This window comes from Nitrosomonadales bacterium, assembly GCA_016716325.1.
GTDB lineage: Bacteria > Pseudomonadota > Gammaproteobacteria > Burkholderiales > Gallionellaceae > Gallionella.
Map to the genome: position 1 here is coordinate 1392716 of JADJWO010000001.1, position 14699 is coordinate 1407414.

General features: G+C 59.2%; 20 protein-coding genes. 8 read left to right on the forward strand and 12 right to left on the reverse strand.

Annotation, left to right across the window (positions count from 1 at the left end; all coding sequences use genetic code 11):
* Positions 1-5 precede the first annotated feature (5 nt).
* The gene (locus tag IPM27_06650; protein ID MBK9161229.1) at positions 6-422 is read right to left on the reverse strand and encodes a DUF4279 domain-containing protein; all 417 of its coding nucleotides are present in this window, start codon (positions 420-422) and stop codon (positions 6-8) included.
* 85 nt (positions 423-507) lie between these two features.
* Here IPM27_06650 and IPM27_06655 point away from each other — a divergent pair, with 85 nt between their 5' ends.
* On the forward strand, positions 508-897 hold the full coding sequence (locus IPM27_06655; GenBank protein ID MBK9161230.1) for an HIT family protein: 390 nt from the start codon (positions 508-510) through the stop codon (positions 895-897).
* Positions 898-993: 96 nt separating this feature from the next.
* Positions 994-1164 carry a hypothetical protein gene (locus tag IPM27_06660; GenBank protein MBK9161231.1) on the forward strand — a complete coding sequence of 57 codons (171 nt, stop codon included), beginning with the start codon at positions 994-996 and terminating at the stop codon, positions 1162-1164.
* Positions 1165-1306: 142 nt separating this feature from the next.
* Here the strand turns inward: IPM27_06660 and IPM27_06665 are convergent, their stop codons facing one another.
* Entirely contained in the window at positions 1307-1693 is a 387-nt protein-coding gene (locus tag IPM27_06665) for a rhodanese-like domain-containing protein (GenBank protein MBK9161232.1), read from the reverse strand.
* A 153-nt stretch (positions 1694-1846) separates the two neighbouring features.
* The gene (locus IPM27_06670; GenBank protein ID MBK9161233.1) at positions 1847-2377 is read right to left on the reverse strand and encodes a metallophosphoesterase family protein; all 531 of its coding nucleotides are present in this window, start codon (positions 2375-2377) and stop codon (positions 1847-1849) included.
* A gap of 277 nt (positions 2378-2654) precedes the next feature.
* Here IPM27_06670 and IPM27_06675 point away from each other — a divergent pair, with 277 nt between their 5' ends.
* The 4 genes from IPM27_06675 (at position 2655) to IPM27_06690 (ending at position 7311) form a co-directional block, all read left to right on the forward strand.
* Positions 2655-3866, forward strand: coding sequence for a hypothetical protein (locus IPM27_06675; GenBank protein ID MBK9161234.1), 1212 nt, complete (start codon positions 2655-2657; stop codon positions 3864-3866).
* Positions 3859-4533 carry a response regulator gene (locus IPM27_06680; protein MBK9161235.1) on the forward strand — a complete coding sequence of 225 codons (675 nt, stop codon included), beginning with the start codon at positions 3859-3861 and terminating at the stop codon, positions 4531-4533. Before IPM27_06675 ends, IPM27_06680 begins: the two co-directional genes overlap by 8 nt.
* 184 nt (positions 4534-4717) lie before the next feature.
* On the forward strand, positions 4718-5989 hold the full coding sequence (locus IPM27_06685) for an NAD(P)/FAD-dependent oxidoreductase (protein MBK9161236.1): 1272 nt from the start codon (positions 4718-4720) through the stop codon (positions 5987-5989).
* Positions 5990-6123: 134 nt separating this feature from the next.
* Positions 6124-7311 carry a cation:proton antiporter gene (locus IPM27_06690; protein MBK9161237.1) on the forward strand — a complete coding sequence of 396 codons (1188 nt, stop codon included), beginning with the start codon at positions 6124-6126 and terminating at the stop codon, positions 7309-7311.
* A 41-nt stretch (positions 7312-7352) separates the two neighbouring features.
* On the opposite strand, the gene mog is transcribed toward IPM27_06690, so the two are convergent.
* The 9 genes from mog to IPM27_06735 all read right to left on the reverse strand — a co-directional run bounded on the left by mog (position 7353) and on the right by IPM27_06735 (position 13798).
* Positions 7353-7889, reverse strand: a complete 537-nt coding sequence (gene mog / locus IPM27_06695) for a molybdopterin adenylyltransferase (protein MBK9161238.1) — start codon at positions 7887-7889, stop codon at positions 7353-7355.
* 166 nt (positions 7890-8055) lie between these two features.
* Complete coding sequence (locus tag IPM27_06700; protein MBK9161239.1) at positions 8056-9360, reverse strand: molybdopterin molybdotransferase MoeA; 1305 nt, start codon at positions 9358-9360, stop codon at positions 8056-8058.
* A gap of 87 nt (positions 9361-9447) precedes the next feature.
* On the reverse strand, positions 9448-10023 hold the full coding sequence (locus tag IPM27_06705; GenBank protein ID MBK9161240.1) for a molybdenum cofactor guanylyltransferase: 576 nt from the start codon (positions 10021-10023) through the stop codon (positions 9448-9450).
* Positions 10024-10025: 2 nt separating this feature from the next.
* On the reverse strand, positions 10026-10523 hold the full coding sequence (gene mobB, locus IPM27_06710; protein ID MBK9161241.1) for a molybdopterin-guanine dinucleotide biosynthesis protein B: 498 nt from the start codon (positions 10521-10523) through the stop codon (positions 10026-10028).
* A complete protein-coding gene (locus IPM27_06715) occupies positions 10502-10927 on the reverse strand; it encodes a molybdenum cofactor biosynthesis protein MoaE (protein MBK9161242.1) in 426 nt (141 codons plus the stop codon). The genes mobB and IPM27_06715 overlap by 22 nt, the downstream gene beginning before the upstream one ends.
* A gap of 162 nt (positions 10928-11089) precedes the next feature.
* The gene (locus IPM27_06720; protein ID MBK9161243.1) at positions 11090-11329 is read right to left on the reverse strand and encodes a MoaD/ThiS family protein; all 240 of its coding nucleotides are present in this window, start codon (positions 11327-11329) and stop codon (positions 11090-11092) included.
* A gap of 142 nt (positions 11330-11471) precedes the next feature.
* Positions 11472-11972, reverse strand: coding sequence for a cyclic pyranopterin monophosphate synthase MoaC (gene moaC / locus IPM27_06725; protein MBK9161244.1), 501 nt, complete (start codon positions 11970-11972; stop codon positions 11472-11474).
* A 29-nt stretch (positions 11973-12001) separates the two neighbouring features.
* Positions 12002-13117 carry a GTP 3',8-cyclase MoaA gene (gene moaA / locus IPM27_06730; protein MBK9161245.1) on the reverse strand — a complete coding sequence of 372 codons (1116 nt, stop codon included), beginning with the start codon at positions 13115-13117 and terminating at the stop codon, positions 12002-12004.
* A gap of 213 nt (positions 13118-13330) precedes the next feature.
* Entirely contained in the window at positions 13331-13798 is a 468-nt protein-coding gene (locus tag IPM27_06735; protein MBK9161246.1) for a GIY-YIG nuclease family protein, read from the reverse strand.
* Between the two features lie 302 nt (positions 13799-14100).
* Between IPM27_06735 and IPM27_06740 the strand changes: the two genes are divergently transcribed.
* Together IPM27_06740 and IPM27_06745 are read left to right on the forward strand one after the other, a co-directional pair.
* On the forward strand, positions 14101-14400 hold the full coding sequence (locus IPM27_06740) for a BrnT family toxin (protein MBK9161247.1): 300 nt from the start codon (positions 14101-14103) through the stop codon (positions 14398-14400).
* Positions 14384-14650: a BrnA antitoxin family protein gene (locus IPM27_06745; GenBank protein ID MBK9161248.1), complete on the forward strand. Its 267-nt coding sequence runs from the start codon at positions 14384-14386 to the stop codon at positions 14648-14650. Before IPM27_06740 ends, IPM27_06745 begins: the two co-directional genes overlap by 17 nt.
* The last annotated feature ends 49 nt before the right edge of the window (positions 14651-14699 follow it).

Sequence of the window (14699 nt, forward strand, 5' to 3'; positions counted from 1 at the left end):
ATGGCTCAAACCCGCTCGGAAAGTCTGTTCTCCACCTCGATGAATGAGCCGGTATCGGCAAGGAAGCGGATCGTGCGCGCACCGAAGCCGACTTCAGGGCTAGTCTCCCCCTTGTCGATGGACAAGGTCAGCGCCACGCCCAGGCGCGGTGACAGATTGTGGCTCTTGCAGACTGCAACGATCTTTTCCTTGAGGGGGTCCAACTGCTTGACGAGACTGTCGGTCAAAGCGAACACATCCACCTCTCCGGCAGCGGTCTCCGTGGACAACTCCCAGGAACTGATCACGGGTTTATCCAGCCCGCTGTATGCGCCCGCGGCATTGACCGTAGTGGGCTCTATCCCGAGTAAACGTGTGATGTCGTCGGGGTTGAAATGGTAACCAAGCAATGCAAAGTAAGCCCGTCCTTTGTTCGATGCCACGATATTTTCCTCGCCGATGATTTTATTCGTCCGAGTATAACGTACCGAAAGAGGTGTTCAGTTGTCGTCTGAGGCCACACAAGAAATGAAACGCGATCCCAACGATCCCTGCCTGTTCTGCAAGGATCCGCGAGGCGTGTCGCTACAACACGAACTCGCTTACAGTGCACGCGACACCTACCCCACGAGTCCGGGACACACACTGGTCATCCCGCGCCGGCATGTCGCCAGCTTCTTCGAGCTGACGCCGGAAGAAGTCGCGGCCTGCATGGGACTCATCCAGCAGGAAAAGAAACTGCTGGATGAAGCGTTCCATCCGGACGGTTACAACATCGGCGTCAACGTGGGACCGGCGGCCGGACAAAGCATCTTCCATGTGCATATCCACATCATCCCCCGCTACAAAGGGGACGTTGAGAATCCCCAGGGAGGAGTACGGCATGTAATCCCAAAGAGGGGGCATTACACGCGTTGACAACCAGTATAATTTCACGAGCAAAGTGGGAGAGATCGGCATGCCACTCCTTCCACTTTCGGCCACCCGTTTTCTACAACCAAAGGAGATAGGATCATGAGTGATGAAAAGAAGCCCTTTTGCCGCCCCAAGGTTCCAGATGGTCACGCATTCCACGTAACCACCCGCCAGAAAGAGATCGTACCGGGACAGTTCTTTGTTGGTTATGAAACCACTTGGGAACCGCACCAGAAGGAAGTGCCTTACACCACTCCCAAGGCACCCTGATTCGATCAGCAAAGAATGAACAGCCGCGCGAGCCTGAACGGTCGCGCGGCTGTTTTTTATCGGATCGGCATTCCCGAAATCGCCATGCTCCAGCATGGTCGAAGCGAGGTTTATTCGCTATCGGAAAAGTCCGCGATATCCGTCAGGTCTGTGCCCAGGGCAGCCCGTCAAAGCGCCAGCCGTTGTGCGAATTGCGGTGATGACTTTCGTCAAGGTCGCCTTCAAAGCCATGTGAGACATTGTAGACTTCCTTTATCCCGGCATTCTCAAGGGCCAGACCGGCATCCGCCGAGCGGCGGCCAGAACGGCAGATGAGAACGACGGGACGATTGACGCTGGCGGCTTTGCGCACATGGGCGACGAACATCGGGTTGACATCCCAGTCCGGTCCGTCCACCCAGGGGATGAGAATGGATCCGCGCGGATGGCCGACAAACATGTATTCCATCTCGCTACGCACATCGATGAATACCGCTTCCGGGTTGGCTTGCAGGAAGTCGTAGGCTTCCTTGGGTGTCAGATGCTGCATGGTCTCCCCCTGTGGATCGTTATCGAGGGACAGATTATAGCGCCATCACTTGTGGCGATATCCAGCAGTTTTTTCGGCTGGAAAACATACCCCTCCAAACCTGCCCGCCCGGCACCGCAGAGGGGGATTGATTGGTTGGGATGGGAGCGTTCATCAAACCCCGGGAAGTCTGCGGATTTCAAAAACCATGGTTGCAAGGTCGCCCAGTATCCATGTTGGAACGGCTTTCACGCCTGGGGCATTGATACCCGCCACGGAGCCGGGATTGACCAGCCAGCACGCGCCACCCTTGACGTGCCTCTGCTTGCCGACATGCGCAGTGTGGCTGTGGCCGTGGCAGACCAGGTCGTAATCCCCGGTGCAGGCAAAGGCTTGGCCGTGGTGCGGCATGTGGGTAACGAATATCCTTCTGCCAGCCAGCTCCAGTACCGCTTCTTCACCATGATATGTGAACAGCCGATCCGTTTTCGCCATCATGCGATGGAGCGCCGCAACGTCGCCGATGTTATTGCCGTGGACTGCGTGGATGGGTATGCCGAGATCCAGCGAAGCGCGCAGGGTATTGGCACCGATCAGGTCGCCGCAGTGAATGATGGCTTGCGCCCCCAATGCGTTTGCCGCCATGATTGCGGCAAACAGAGAGGCGGAACGGTCATGGCTATCCGAAACGATGCATATCTTCATGACCCTAAAAATCCGCGTTTACAGAAACCCATACTCGTCATTAGGCAAAATTCACACCATGCGCGTCTATACCCACATCGGGTAGGTCATCCTGTAGCCCTGATGGGTGGTTGGCGAAATAACCGGCCAGGATGCGGTTGATAAAAACATGATTTGCTGATATTAACCAAAAGCGGACATCCTCCGGATCGCATGCTCGGAGGTCGATGGGGGTGATCGCCTAAAGATAGACCGCCCGATCCAAGGAATATTTTTGATTGCATGCCGCGAATGGAAAATGAAACTGGCAAAAGAACAGGATGACACTGCGTTCTGCTGGACGCGCGATCCCGAATTCGTGATTCCCGCCGTGGATGGCGGCGTGGACGCGTGCGTCACGCAGGAATTTGCCGGTTCACGGGCCAATGACCTCAAGACTTTGCTGAACGCCTTCCTGGAAACAGCGATCGGCTTCGTTAATGCGCGGGCTGGCGTGGTGCGCGTCCTGCTGCCCGACGCCCAGACCCTGAATGTCATCAGCGCGTTCGGGATGGATGGCGAAGCACTCTGTGCCGAGAACCTTGCGGGACTGACCTGCGAGGAATGCGGCAAGGACTCCTTCCGGCGCGGGATGTGCGCGACGGACATCGACACCTGTGAAACCCGGCGCGATGCCTGGTCGCACAAACATTTCAACGCCGTCATCTCCATCCCGCTGGAAAGCCGAAACTCTCCCGGCGTCCTGCTCGGCGTCTTCACCCTGTTCTTCGACACCCCGCGATCCTCATCGGGAAAATCGGCAACCATGGCGGCCAGTTATGCCGACCTGCTGGCCACCCTGATCGAATATGTCAAATCCAGCCGCGAGGCAAAACGGGCCGAGTTGCTGATGGAGCGCCAGTCGATCGCCAACGAGATCCATGACTCATTGGCGCAGACCGTGAACTACGCGCGCATGACCACCGCCCTGCTGGACTCGACCGTGCGCAACAAGAATGAAATGATGACGGCAAAATACGTCCGCGACATCGATGAAGCCCTGGAAATGGGCCAGAAAGCGGTGCGCGAACTGATCACCGATTTCCGTTGCGAGATGGATCCGGCCGGCTTGCTGCAGGCCTTGCACACATTGTGCGAACAGTTCCGCAAACAGCACGACATCGTGCTCGATTGTTCGATCCGCCTCGCCGACCTCGACCTGCCGCTTGAACACGAGATACAGGCATTCCATATCGTGCAGGAAGCGCTCGCCAATATCGCCAAACATTCCGGCGCAAGCCATGCCAGACTGATCGTCGAACAGCTATTCGGTTATTACGTCTTCACGATGGAAGATAATGGCGTCGGCACTTTCTCTCCGATAGAAGGGCATTACGGGATCATCATCATGCAGGAGCGTGCCCAGCGCATCGGTGGGGAAATAAAGGTGGAAAGCATCAAGGGGCTGGGAACATGCGTACAATTGTTCTTCCCGGAACCCGGAGCGAACTGGAGAACGAACGATGACTGATGCCCTGAAGATCGCGCTGGTGGACGACCAGAGTCTGTGCCGGAACGGCCTGAGCGAACTGCTTTCGAACTGTTACGGTTTCAATGTCCTCGGTGCGGTCGGCACCATCGAAAGTCTGCGCACATTGCTGGAACAACAACCCGATCTGCTGGTCATCGACCTGCGCATGAAGCCCATGGATGGCCTGTCGATGCTGGAGCAGCTGCGCAACGAGGGGTGCGAGACGCCGGTCGTCATGCTGACCATGAGCGACTCCGAAGTGGATCTGGGCAAGGCGATCCGCGCCGGAGTAAGGGGATACCTGCTCAAGGACATGGCGCCCGAAGATGTGGTCGACGCCATCCGGCGGGTCGCGGCGGGAGAACTGGTCGTCGCCCCCAGCATGACCGTCAAGATGATCGAGATGCTGCGCAACGACCAGCCCGCACAGGAACAGAAACATTCCATCAAGTCACTCACCGAACGCGAACGCGAGATCCTGCAATTGCTGGCGCGCGGCGAAAGCAACAAGGCGATCGCGCAGACACTGTCGATCAGTTACGACACCGTGAAGCAGCATGTCCGCCACATCCTGAACAAGCTCAACCTGTCGTCCAGGGTCAAGGCGGCGGTCTTGTTTGCCAAAGAACAGGGTTCCGCCGACGACGATTCGTCACGTAGCTGCTGAACGTGCAGCCTCCTCCCGGGCATGACATCCCATTTCAGGATGCGCCCCAGACAACCCGAAGGGGTTATATCCCCCCCACCCCGATATGGCTATAGACACCCCGAGCGAGGATTGCGCCTAATAGGACACCGAATGCTGGCATGCGCAGCATCTGCACACTTCATTTATCCAGGGAGGAGACAACATGGCGCACATCGTCATCATGGGAGCGGGCATCGGCGGCATGCCGACTGCTTATGAAATGAGGGAGGTGCTTGAAAAGAAGCACAAGGTGACCGTCGTCTCGGACAGCGAAAACTTCCACTTCACGCCTTCCAACCCTTGGGTGGCGGTCAAATGGCGTTCCCGCAAGCAGATCGAATTCCCGGTGCGCGCCTATCTGGAGCGCAAGGGCATCGATTTCTTCTCCACCGGCGTCAAGCGCGTGCATCCCGAACAGAACCAGCTCGAACTCAACGATGGCAAGCTGCTCGACTACGATTACCTGGTGATCGCCACCGGGCCCAAGCTGGCCTTTGAAGAAGTCGAAGGGCTGGGTCCGCACGGCGGACACACCTACTCCATCTGCCATGTCGATCACGCGATGACATCGCATGACGAATGGGAGAACTTCTGCAAGAACCCCGGCCCCATCGTGGTCGGCGCGGTACAGGGCGCATCCTGTTTCGGCCCCGCCTACGAATACGCCTTCATCATGGAGACCGATCTGCGCAAGCGCAAGATACGCAACAAGGTCCCGATGACCTTCGTCACGTCCGAACCCTACATCGGCCACCTCGGCCTGGGCGGTGTCGGCGATTCCAAGGGCATCCTCGAATCCGGCATGCGCGACAAGCACATCAAGTGGATCTGCAACGCCAAGGTCACCAAGGTCGAAGCGGGCAAGATGTACGTCACCGAACACGACGACATGGGCGCGGAAAAAAAGAAGCACGAACTGCCTTTCAGCTACAGCATGATGCTGCCCGCCTTCAAGGGCATCGATGCCGTATTCGGCATCGAGGGTCTGACCAATCCGCGCGGCTTCATCACCGTGGACAAGCACCAGCGCAACGCGAAATACAGGAACATCTTCGCGGTCGGCGTCTGTGTCGCCATTCCCCCGGTAGAAGCGACCCCCATCCCGGTCGGCACCCCCAAGACCGGCTACATGATCGAATCCATGGTGACCGCCACCGTGCGCAACATCAAGGCCGATCTGAACGGTGAACCGGCCGATCACGAAGCCACCTGGAACGCGGTATGCCTGGCCGATTTCGGCGAGAGCGGCGTGGCCTTCGTGGCGATCCCGCAGATCCCGCCGCGCAACGTCAACTGGTTCTCCGAAGGCAAGTGGGTGCATCTTGCCAAGGTCGGGTTCGAGAAATATTTCATCCGCAAGATGAAGAAAGGTTCGTCCGAGCCGTTCTACGAAGGCAGCATCATGAAAATGCTGGGCATCGAGAAGCTGAAGTAACCCGTTACCTGAAACAGACAGGCCTCCGGTTGCAAAGCCGGAGGCCTTTTTCATCCAGGGCCGGCGGTATGCATTGCGCGGCCGGAAGCGGTTCGCTGTTATCATCCCCCCATGCCTTTCGCACAATTTGAAATATGACCTACTCGGCCATCCTCAGCGCATCGCTGTTCCTGCTCGTCGTCTTTACGGTCGAGCGCGTATGCCGTCGCTGGGGCGTGCCTTCCGTCATTGTCCTGGTGGCGAGCGGCCTGATCGCAAAACCCGTCCTCGACTCCATCGGCGTACGGCTGAACTGGGCCGACATGCTGGTTCCCATCGTCGGCACGGTCGGCCTTGTACTCATCGTGCTGGAAGGCGCGCTGGACATCGAACTGAAACGCGAGCGCCTCCACCTCATCAGCTCGACCTTCTCGCTCGCCCTGTCCGGGTTCGCCGTATGCCTGCTGATCTTCGCTGTCGCCGCGCATCTGGTGCTGGACCTCAACCCGGTGCATGCGCTGTTGCTGGCCACCCCCTTCGCCGTCATCAGCAGCGCGGTGGCGATCCCCAGCAGCGGCTTCCTGCCGCCCGACGGGCGCAATTTCGTGGTCTATGAAAGCTCCATGTCCGACATCATCGGCGTGCTGGTGTTCTTTTCGCTGTTCGGCGCGGAAGGCAGCGTCACCAACGCCCTGCTGTCCCTGCTGGGCGGCGGCCTGCTGTCCCTGCTGCTTTCCCTGCTGTGCGCGCTGGCGCTGATGATCGTGCTCATGCGCGTGGACGGGCATATCCGCTTCGTACCCCTGCTGGCCGGGCTGTTCGCCCTCTACTCCATCGGCGAGCTGCTGCGCCTGTCGCCCCTCATCATGGTGCTGTTCCTCGGCATACTGCTCAACAAACCTTCTCTCGTCACCCGCCACAAACCCTTCCAGCACTGGATCAACGAGGACTATCCCACGACCCTTGCGCAATTCAAGATCCTGGTCACGGAACTGACCTTCGTCGTGCGCGGTTTCTTCTTCGTGCTGCTGGGTTACTGGACCAATCTGTCGGACGTGTTCTCGCCCCACGCCTGGCTGATCGCACTGCTGATGCTGGCCGTCATCTACGCAAGCCGCCATGCCATATTGCGACTGCTGCTGCCGCCCGCCGAGGCCAAACCGCTGGTCTGGATCGCCCCGCGCGGGCTGATCACCGTGCTGCTGTTCCTGCAGACACGCGAACACTTCTCCCTGCCGGATCATTTCAACGGGGCGGTGATCCTGGTGGTGCTGATCTCTTCGGCGCTGATATTGGCCGCGCGCGGCACGCACCGGAACACCGCAGACAAGCCGTCCCCCTGACATCTCCCGATCCGGCCGCTGTTGCGGAAAAGTCGTGCGGCTTACTTCTTCGCGTGCGCGGGCCGGAACACCCTGCATTGCGCGGGATCGGCCTCCAGATACGCACCACCGATGAGATCGATGCAGTAGGGAACGGCGGGGAAAACCGCGTTCAGACAATCGTCAATCGCAGATGGTTTGCCCGGCAGGTTCACGATCAGGCTCTTGCCGCGTATCCCGGCGGTCTGGCGCGACAATATTGCGGTAGGCACGAACTTGAGCGACTCGGCACGCATCAGTTCGCCGAAGCCCGGCATCATCTTCTCGCACACGGCCTCGGTCGCTTCCGGCGTCACATCGCGCAGTGCCGGGCCGGTGCCTCCGGTGGTGACGATCAGGCTGCACCCTTCCCCGTCGGACAGCTCGATCAGCGTCTGCTCGATGAATGCTTGCTCGTCCGGGATCACGCGCGCCACGGCTTCCCATTCGCTGCTCAGTACGCGCGTGAACCACGCCTGCATCGCCGGGCCGCCCTTGTCCTCGTATTCACCGCGGCTGGCGCGGTCGGATACCGTCACGAAACCGATGCGTGCTTTCATTCTGCAACCCTCAATTCGTCCACGAAACACACGAAAGGCACGAAAAATAACGCATCACATTCACTTGGTGCCACTCCCTTCTGGTTACATTTCATGCTGCAAAAGTTCTTGTTTCTTGTTCGTGATCATTCGTGTATTTCCTGGACAACTGCCTTTTCCAGGCCCGTCACCACGCTCCACCAGCTTCATCCAGATACCCCGTGCCATCCAGCAGTTGTACCGTCACCTGTTCGCCTGCCGCGATGCCCTTGCTCTCTGCCGGCACCACCATCAAGCCCTCGGCCATCGCCATCGAACGCAGGATGCCGCTGCCCTGGTCGCCGGTCGGCGTCGCCATGAAACCACCGCCCTCCCTGCCCAGCATCACGCGCACGAACTCGGTGCGGCTGTGCCTGTGCTTCACATCGCGTGTCAGTCTGGCCGTCACTGTACTGCGGAACAATCTGGAGTGGCCCATGATGCAGCGCAGCGCGGGCCCGACGAACTCCTCGAAGCAGACCATGCCGGAGACCGGATTGCCCGGCAGCCCGAACACCCAGGTCAGCGGTGCGACACCGAAAGCCATCGGATGTCCCGGCTTCATCGCCACGCGCCAGAACTTCATCTGCACGCCGAGCGCTTCCAGTGTGGGACGCACGTAGTCGTGCACGCCGACCGAGGTGCCGCCGGAGACCAGCAGCACATCGAACTGCAAGCCGCGTTGCAGCATCTCATTCAAGTGTTGCGGCTCGTCGCGCGCGATGCCGAGCAACACGGGCTGTATACCCAACGCCTGCACCTGCGCCATCAGCGCATAGCTGTTCGCATCCGGGATCTTGTTCGCATCGAACGGCTCGTCCAGCCCTTCCAGTTCATCGCCGGTGGACAGGATCGCCACGCGCGGCAAACGCCACACTTCGACACTCACCGCCTTCACCATCGCCAGCATGCCGACCACGCCCGGCGTGATCGTCGTACCAGCCGTCAGCACCACCTCGCCCGTTCGCATGTTCTCGCCACGGTCGCGGATATCGTTGCGCGGCTTCACCGCGACGTTGATGCGCACCCAATTTCGTAAATTGCTTTTCTCGATTGCCTCCTCGCCCGCTTGCGGGAGAGGATCGAGGAGAGGGCCGCCATCCGCCACAGCCTGCGTATCCTCCACACGGATCACCGCATCGGCACCCTGCGGCACCGGTGCACCGGTCATGATGCGCGCGCACTGCCCGGCCTGTACGGTCTTGCCCGGCATGTCGCCGGCCTTGATGTCCTCGATGATCTCAAGCACCACCGGGGCACTCACCACATCGGCACTGCGCAATGCGTAACCATCCATCGCCGACAAGTCATACGGCGGCTGGTCGCGATTGGCCTTGATGTCGGCCGCCAGCACACGACCCAGCGCCTGCTGCAACGGCACCGACTCCGTGCCCGATCTCTTCATCGCTTCGATGACGCATCGCTGCGCCGCTGCTACGGTCAAATCTGCCATCACATTCTCACCATTCTTGTCGTTCCCGCGAAAGCGGGAACCCAGTCATTTCAGAAACTGGATTCCCGCTTTCGCGGGAATGACGAATCATTTCTGTGCCGCTTGATAATCCTGCGGCGTATCCAGATCGAAAAAACCGCGCAGTTGCGGATCCCACTCGCGCAATTCCGCTTCTTCCACATAGCGCACATCCAGCTCCCGCAACACACCGCGCAAGCTCCTATCTTCGCCCGCCAGACGCGCGCGCATCGTCTCCAGCGCGCGCACCGCATAGAACGCCGCCAGCGGTTGCGGATGCCCGCCCACCCGTGGCACCACGGCCTGATGTTCGCCGCGCAATTCAGCCATGCGCGCAACGATGGCTGGCTGAATGAACGGCATGTCGCACGCCAGCACGAACATCCACGGGGTATCCACTTCCGCCAAACCCGCTACCAGCCCCGCCAGCGGGCCACCATCCGCTTCGGCATCGCACACCTGCGGCAACGCCACTTCCGCGCGCGGCTGCCGCACGCTGACCAGCACCCCGGGGAACAATCCGCGCATCGTGTCCGTCACGCGCTCCAGCAAGGTCGCACCATCCAGCACCAGTGCCGCCTTGTCCTGCCCCATGCGGCTGGAATCACCACCGGCGAGGATCAGCGCGGTGCAGTCTTCGATCATGCTCAGGTCCGCTGCAGAATGAAGTCGATGATGCCGTCCACGTCGTCCAGCGCGAAATGCGGCAACTGCGGGTGCGCCCCGGCGACATCGGTGACCATCGCGATCAGGCCATCCTCGACGGCACAGCGCGGGACCGCCGAACATGCACGCCGCAACACCTCGATCTTCGCGCCCGGCGCATGCGAGAAACCTTCCGCCAGCACAAGGTCGGCCTCGCCCAGAAAGCGTTCGGCCAGTTGCTGCGGTTCGCGCTGCTCCCTGGCGTCCGCGACAAGTTGCAACGCATCGCGGGTGAGCAGCATGCTCATGACCGCACCGGCATCCTTGTAGCGGTAACTGTCCTTTCCCGGCGTATCCAGTTCCACCCTGTGATGCGCATGCTTGATCGTGGCGACGCGCAAGCCGCGTTGCGCCAGTTCGCGAATCAACTTCTCGACCAGGGTGGTTTTTCCCGAACCGGAATGGCCCGAGAAAATGATCACGGGTGGGGCGTGACCCATGCTTCCCCTTCCAACGTGGTCTCCTTCTTCCAGATCGGCACGCGCTGTTTGAGTTCGTCGATCATCCAGCGGCAGGCGTCGAAGGCGGCGGCGCGATGGGCGGCGGCGGCGGCGATGAACACGATGTTGTCGCCCGCCTTGACGGTGGTGACGCGGTGCACGATACGGGCGTCGATCAGGTTGAACTTGCTGATGGCCACTTCGCGCAATTTGCGCATCTCGGCCAGCGCCATGCTGCCGTAGGCCTCGAAGCTGATCTGACTGACGTCATGCCCTTCCGAGAAGTCGCGCGCACAGCCGAGGAAGGTGGCAATGCCGCCGATGCGCCTGGAGGATGCCTTGAGCGCGGCGATCTCTGCGTCTTGCGAGAAGTCTTCTTGCTGGATGCGGACAGATTCGTTCATCCCCCCTCCTTTGTCATTCCCGCGCAGGCGGGAATCCAGCAAGTATTAAAGCCCTGCATAGCAGACAAGCCCGGAAGTCGGCCTGCTACGCAGGGATTGGTTTGACCATCTGGATTCCCGCGTTCGCGGGAATGACGGGATGACAGGAATATCTTCTGCATTTCAGCCCCCCGAAAATTTCGCCATAAAGGCGATCTCGTCGTTGTCTTTCAGTGCCGTCTGCTTGTCGTGCACCTGCTCCTGATTGACGGCGATGAAGCTGACGATGCTGAGTGCGCCGGGGTGTTGCATGCCGACCTTGCGGGTAACGTCGTGCAGGGTCATGCCGTCGGTGTATTCGATCTCCATCTCGCGCATCTGCACGCGGTCAGCGACCGGGCCGAAGAACAGGATATTGATCATTTCTCCCCCAAGTTTGTGAAAAAATTCGTCGCGAGCGCCGACAGGTCGGGGACGCCCGGCGCGCAGCCACCGGAATGTACAGCCAGTACATGAGGACGGCGAGCACCGCGCAACCCCGAGATGACAAGCGCAGCAGAATTTTTCACGAACTTTCCTCTCGTTTCCACACGCCACTCTTCCCGCCGCGCTTCTCATCGAGCTGCACGTTCTCGATGCGCATGCCGCGGTCGATGGCCTTGCACATGTCGTAGACAGTGAGCAGCGCGACGTTGACTGCGGTCAGCGCCTCCATCTCGACACCGGTCTGACCGACGCAACTCGCGGTGACCACGGCCTGCAGGCCGACGCAGCCCTGCGCGTCCGCTTCGGTCACTTCGCTGAATTCCACCTGCACCCCGGAGAGCGCGATGGCATGGCACATGGGAATGATATCCGGCGTGCGCTTGGCGGCCATCACCGCGCCGACGTCCGCGACCGCCAGCACATCGCCCTTGCCTATCTTGCCGTCGCGGATGCGCTGCAGGGTGTCCGGCTGCATGCGGATGATGCCGCTGGCGATGGCGACGCGCACCGTGGCCTCCTTGCCGGACACATCCACCATGCGCGCCCTGCCGCTATCCGAAAAATGGTTCAACTGTTTCATCCGTAAATACCGTTGCCGTTCACGATAACTCAACCGCCGATATATGACATCTCGATCTTCTTTCCCTGCGCGGCCGTCGCTGTATGGCGCAACTGCGAATAACGGTCCGCCCGCCGTTCCCAGCACCCGGCGACCATGTCGTCCAGCGCCCGGTCAGCCGCCCCGTGGCGCAACGGTTCGCGCAGGTCCAGCCCGTCCACCGCGAACAGACAGGTATAGAGCCTGCCGTCCGTCGACAACCTGGCGCGTGTGCACCCGTCGCAGAACGCCTGGGTGACCGACGCGATCAACCCGATCTCGCCCCCGCCATCCAGATAACGCCAGCGCTCCGCCACCTCTCCGTGGTAGTTGGGGCCGACCGGATGGACCGGGTATCGGTCGGCGACCCGCTCCAGCATCTCCCGCGCCGGGACCACATCGTCCATGCGCCAGCCATTGGTGGAACCCACGTCCATGTATTCGATGAAGCGCAGCACGATGCCGCTGTTGCGAAAATGCCCGGCCATCGGCACGATCTCGTGGTCGTTCGCACCGCGCCGGACCACCATGTTGACCTTGATGAAGTCAAATCCCGCCCGTTGCGCGGCCTCTATCCCCTCCAGCACGGTAGCGACCGGAACCTCCGAATCGCTCATGCGCCTGTAAGTCGCCTCGCTCAGCCCGTCCAGGCTGACGGTAAGGCGGGCCAGTCCCGCATCCTTCAGCGATCGCGCTTTCTGCGACAGCAGCAGCCCATTGGTGGTCAGCGCGACCTCCACGGGCACCCCCTCCGGATCGCGCAATGACGCAAGCTTCCCGACCAGTTTTTCGATGCCGCGCCGCAACAGCGGCTCGCCGCCGGTCAGGCGTATCTTTTTCACCCCCAGCCGGATGAACGGCCGGGCCAGCCGCTCGATCTCCTCGAAGCTGAGCAACTCGGCACGCGGCAGGAAGGCATAGCGTTCACCGAATACCTCGCGCGGCATGCAATAGGTGCAGCGCAGATTGCAGCGGTCGGTGACCGAGATGCGCAGGTCACGCAGCGGACGCTGCATGCGGTCGACGATGGCTCCCCCATGAACGCCCGGCATGGCCGGCGCACGCCAAGCCGACACGGCTCGCGCCCTCGCGGAATGGACAGGAATGATTTTGGATGTATCGGACATGCGGCGCACTCTCTCCAGCCCGGATACCCGACCGCAAGAAAATCCATGCGCGACAGTCCGGCAGTGCGTTGTAGCATATCCGGGAAGGACAGTGAATAACCCGGATGGCGCTGCTTTCCAGACTCACCGGGCTATGTAATTAGATCAAACTGCATCTACGACACCCAGGTGATTCATTAATTGGGCTCCGCCCCCAGTCGTCCATTAGGGCAATTAGTGGTTATCAAAGTCATTGTGTGGTGTCCCAAGACTAACTGCTACGTACATTTCTAGGAGAGCTTGGCGCATTGGGTCTGGCTCAGACACAAACCGCACATTCATGTTTCTGACACGTTGTTTCTGTGCGGTGAAAACTACTGAGAATTTCGGGTCGCACTCCAAGTGAAGCCGCGAACCTTCAGTAGCGTATGTTGCTTGAGTCATGCCTGTGATTTGACGAGCAAGCCTGAATGCGAATGTTGCTGAATTGTGCCCTGAACTGGGGCGACAATGATTTTGAAGCCTCTTTCTGATTGTGTTAGTGCGCCCAACATACAAGTGTTCTTTGCCTTCTGAGAACAGGTAGATTCCCGCATTTGGCATTTCTTGTGGCAACGCTGCAACAGAGGCAGGCTCCATTCGCATTAGTCTCTGGAAGGAGGGCTCCAATGATTCAATGAACTCTTTGAATACTACGTGCATACTTTCATTGCCCTAACGTTCAAAATCACAGGCCTGCGCGGCTTTTCGCGCAGGTCCGGGGAGTGACATAGGGACGGAGCCCCATTCATTTCGCCCCAGCTCTTTATCCCCCGTCCAAATAACACGGGGGCCCCAAATACATCAGCCCGAAACCTAGCACCAAATCCGGAAAATAACCATATGCCGAAGTATATAGGCCGCCCCGAGCAACCCGCGCGCGCCGCGCAGACGGGCATGCGGGCATGCTTGCCACATTGAGCTCAACGTTGCTTTCCAATGTATACCATCATAATATACAAGCCATGATTGACTTAACCAAGATTGCGGAATTCGATTGGGACGACGGGAACGCCCGCAAGAACGATAAACACGGCGTTTCCATGGCTGAATCGGAACAAGTCTTTTTTAACGAACCGCTTCTGCTAATTGCCGATATGAAACATAGTGGAAGCGAGCCCCGATTTCACGCACTAGGCAAGACAGATGATGGGCGAAAGCTGCATATAACTTTCACCCTTCGCAATGCCGGAGAAATGATTCGCGTAATTTCCGCCAGGGACATGCACAGAAAGGAGCGCACGATTTATGAACAAGCCACTTAAAAAAATTCCAAAATTCCCAAACGAAGCCGCAGAACAGGCTTTCTGGGAAAAACATGATTCGACAGAATATATCGAGTGGACCAAAGCTCAGCGTGTTGTTTTTCCAAATTTGAAACCGACTACAAAAACAATTTCTTTGCGACTGCCTCAGCACCTTCTTGATTCGATTAAGGCAGCTGCAAATTCTCGTGATGTACCTTATCAATCACTGATCAAGGTATGGCTACAAGAAAAGTTGCACAGCCATTGAGTTCCACATTAAGGATGCGCTGAACAAGTATGGTTTTGTCGTTCCCGCA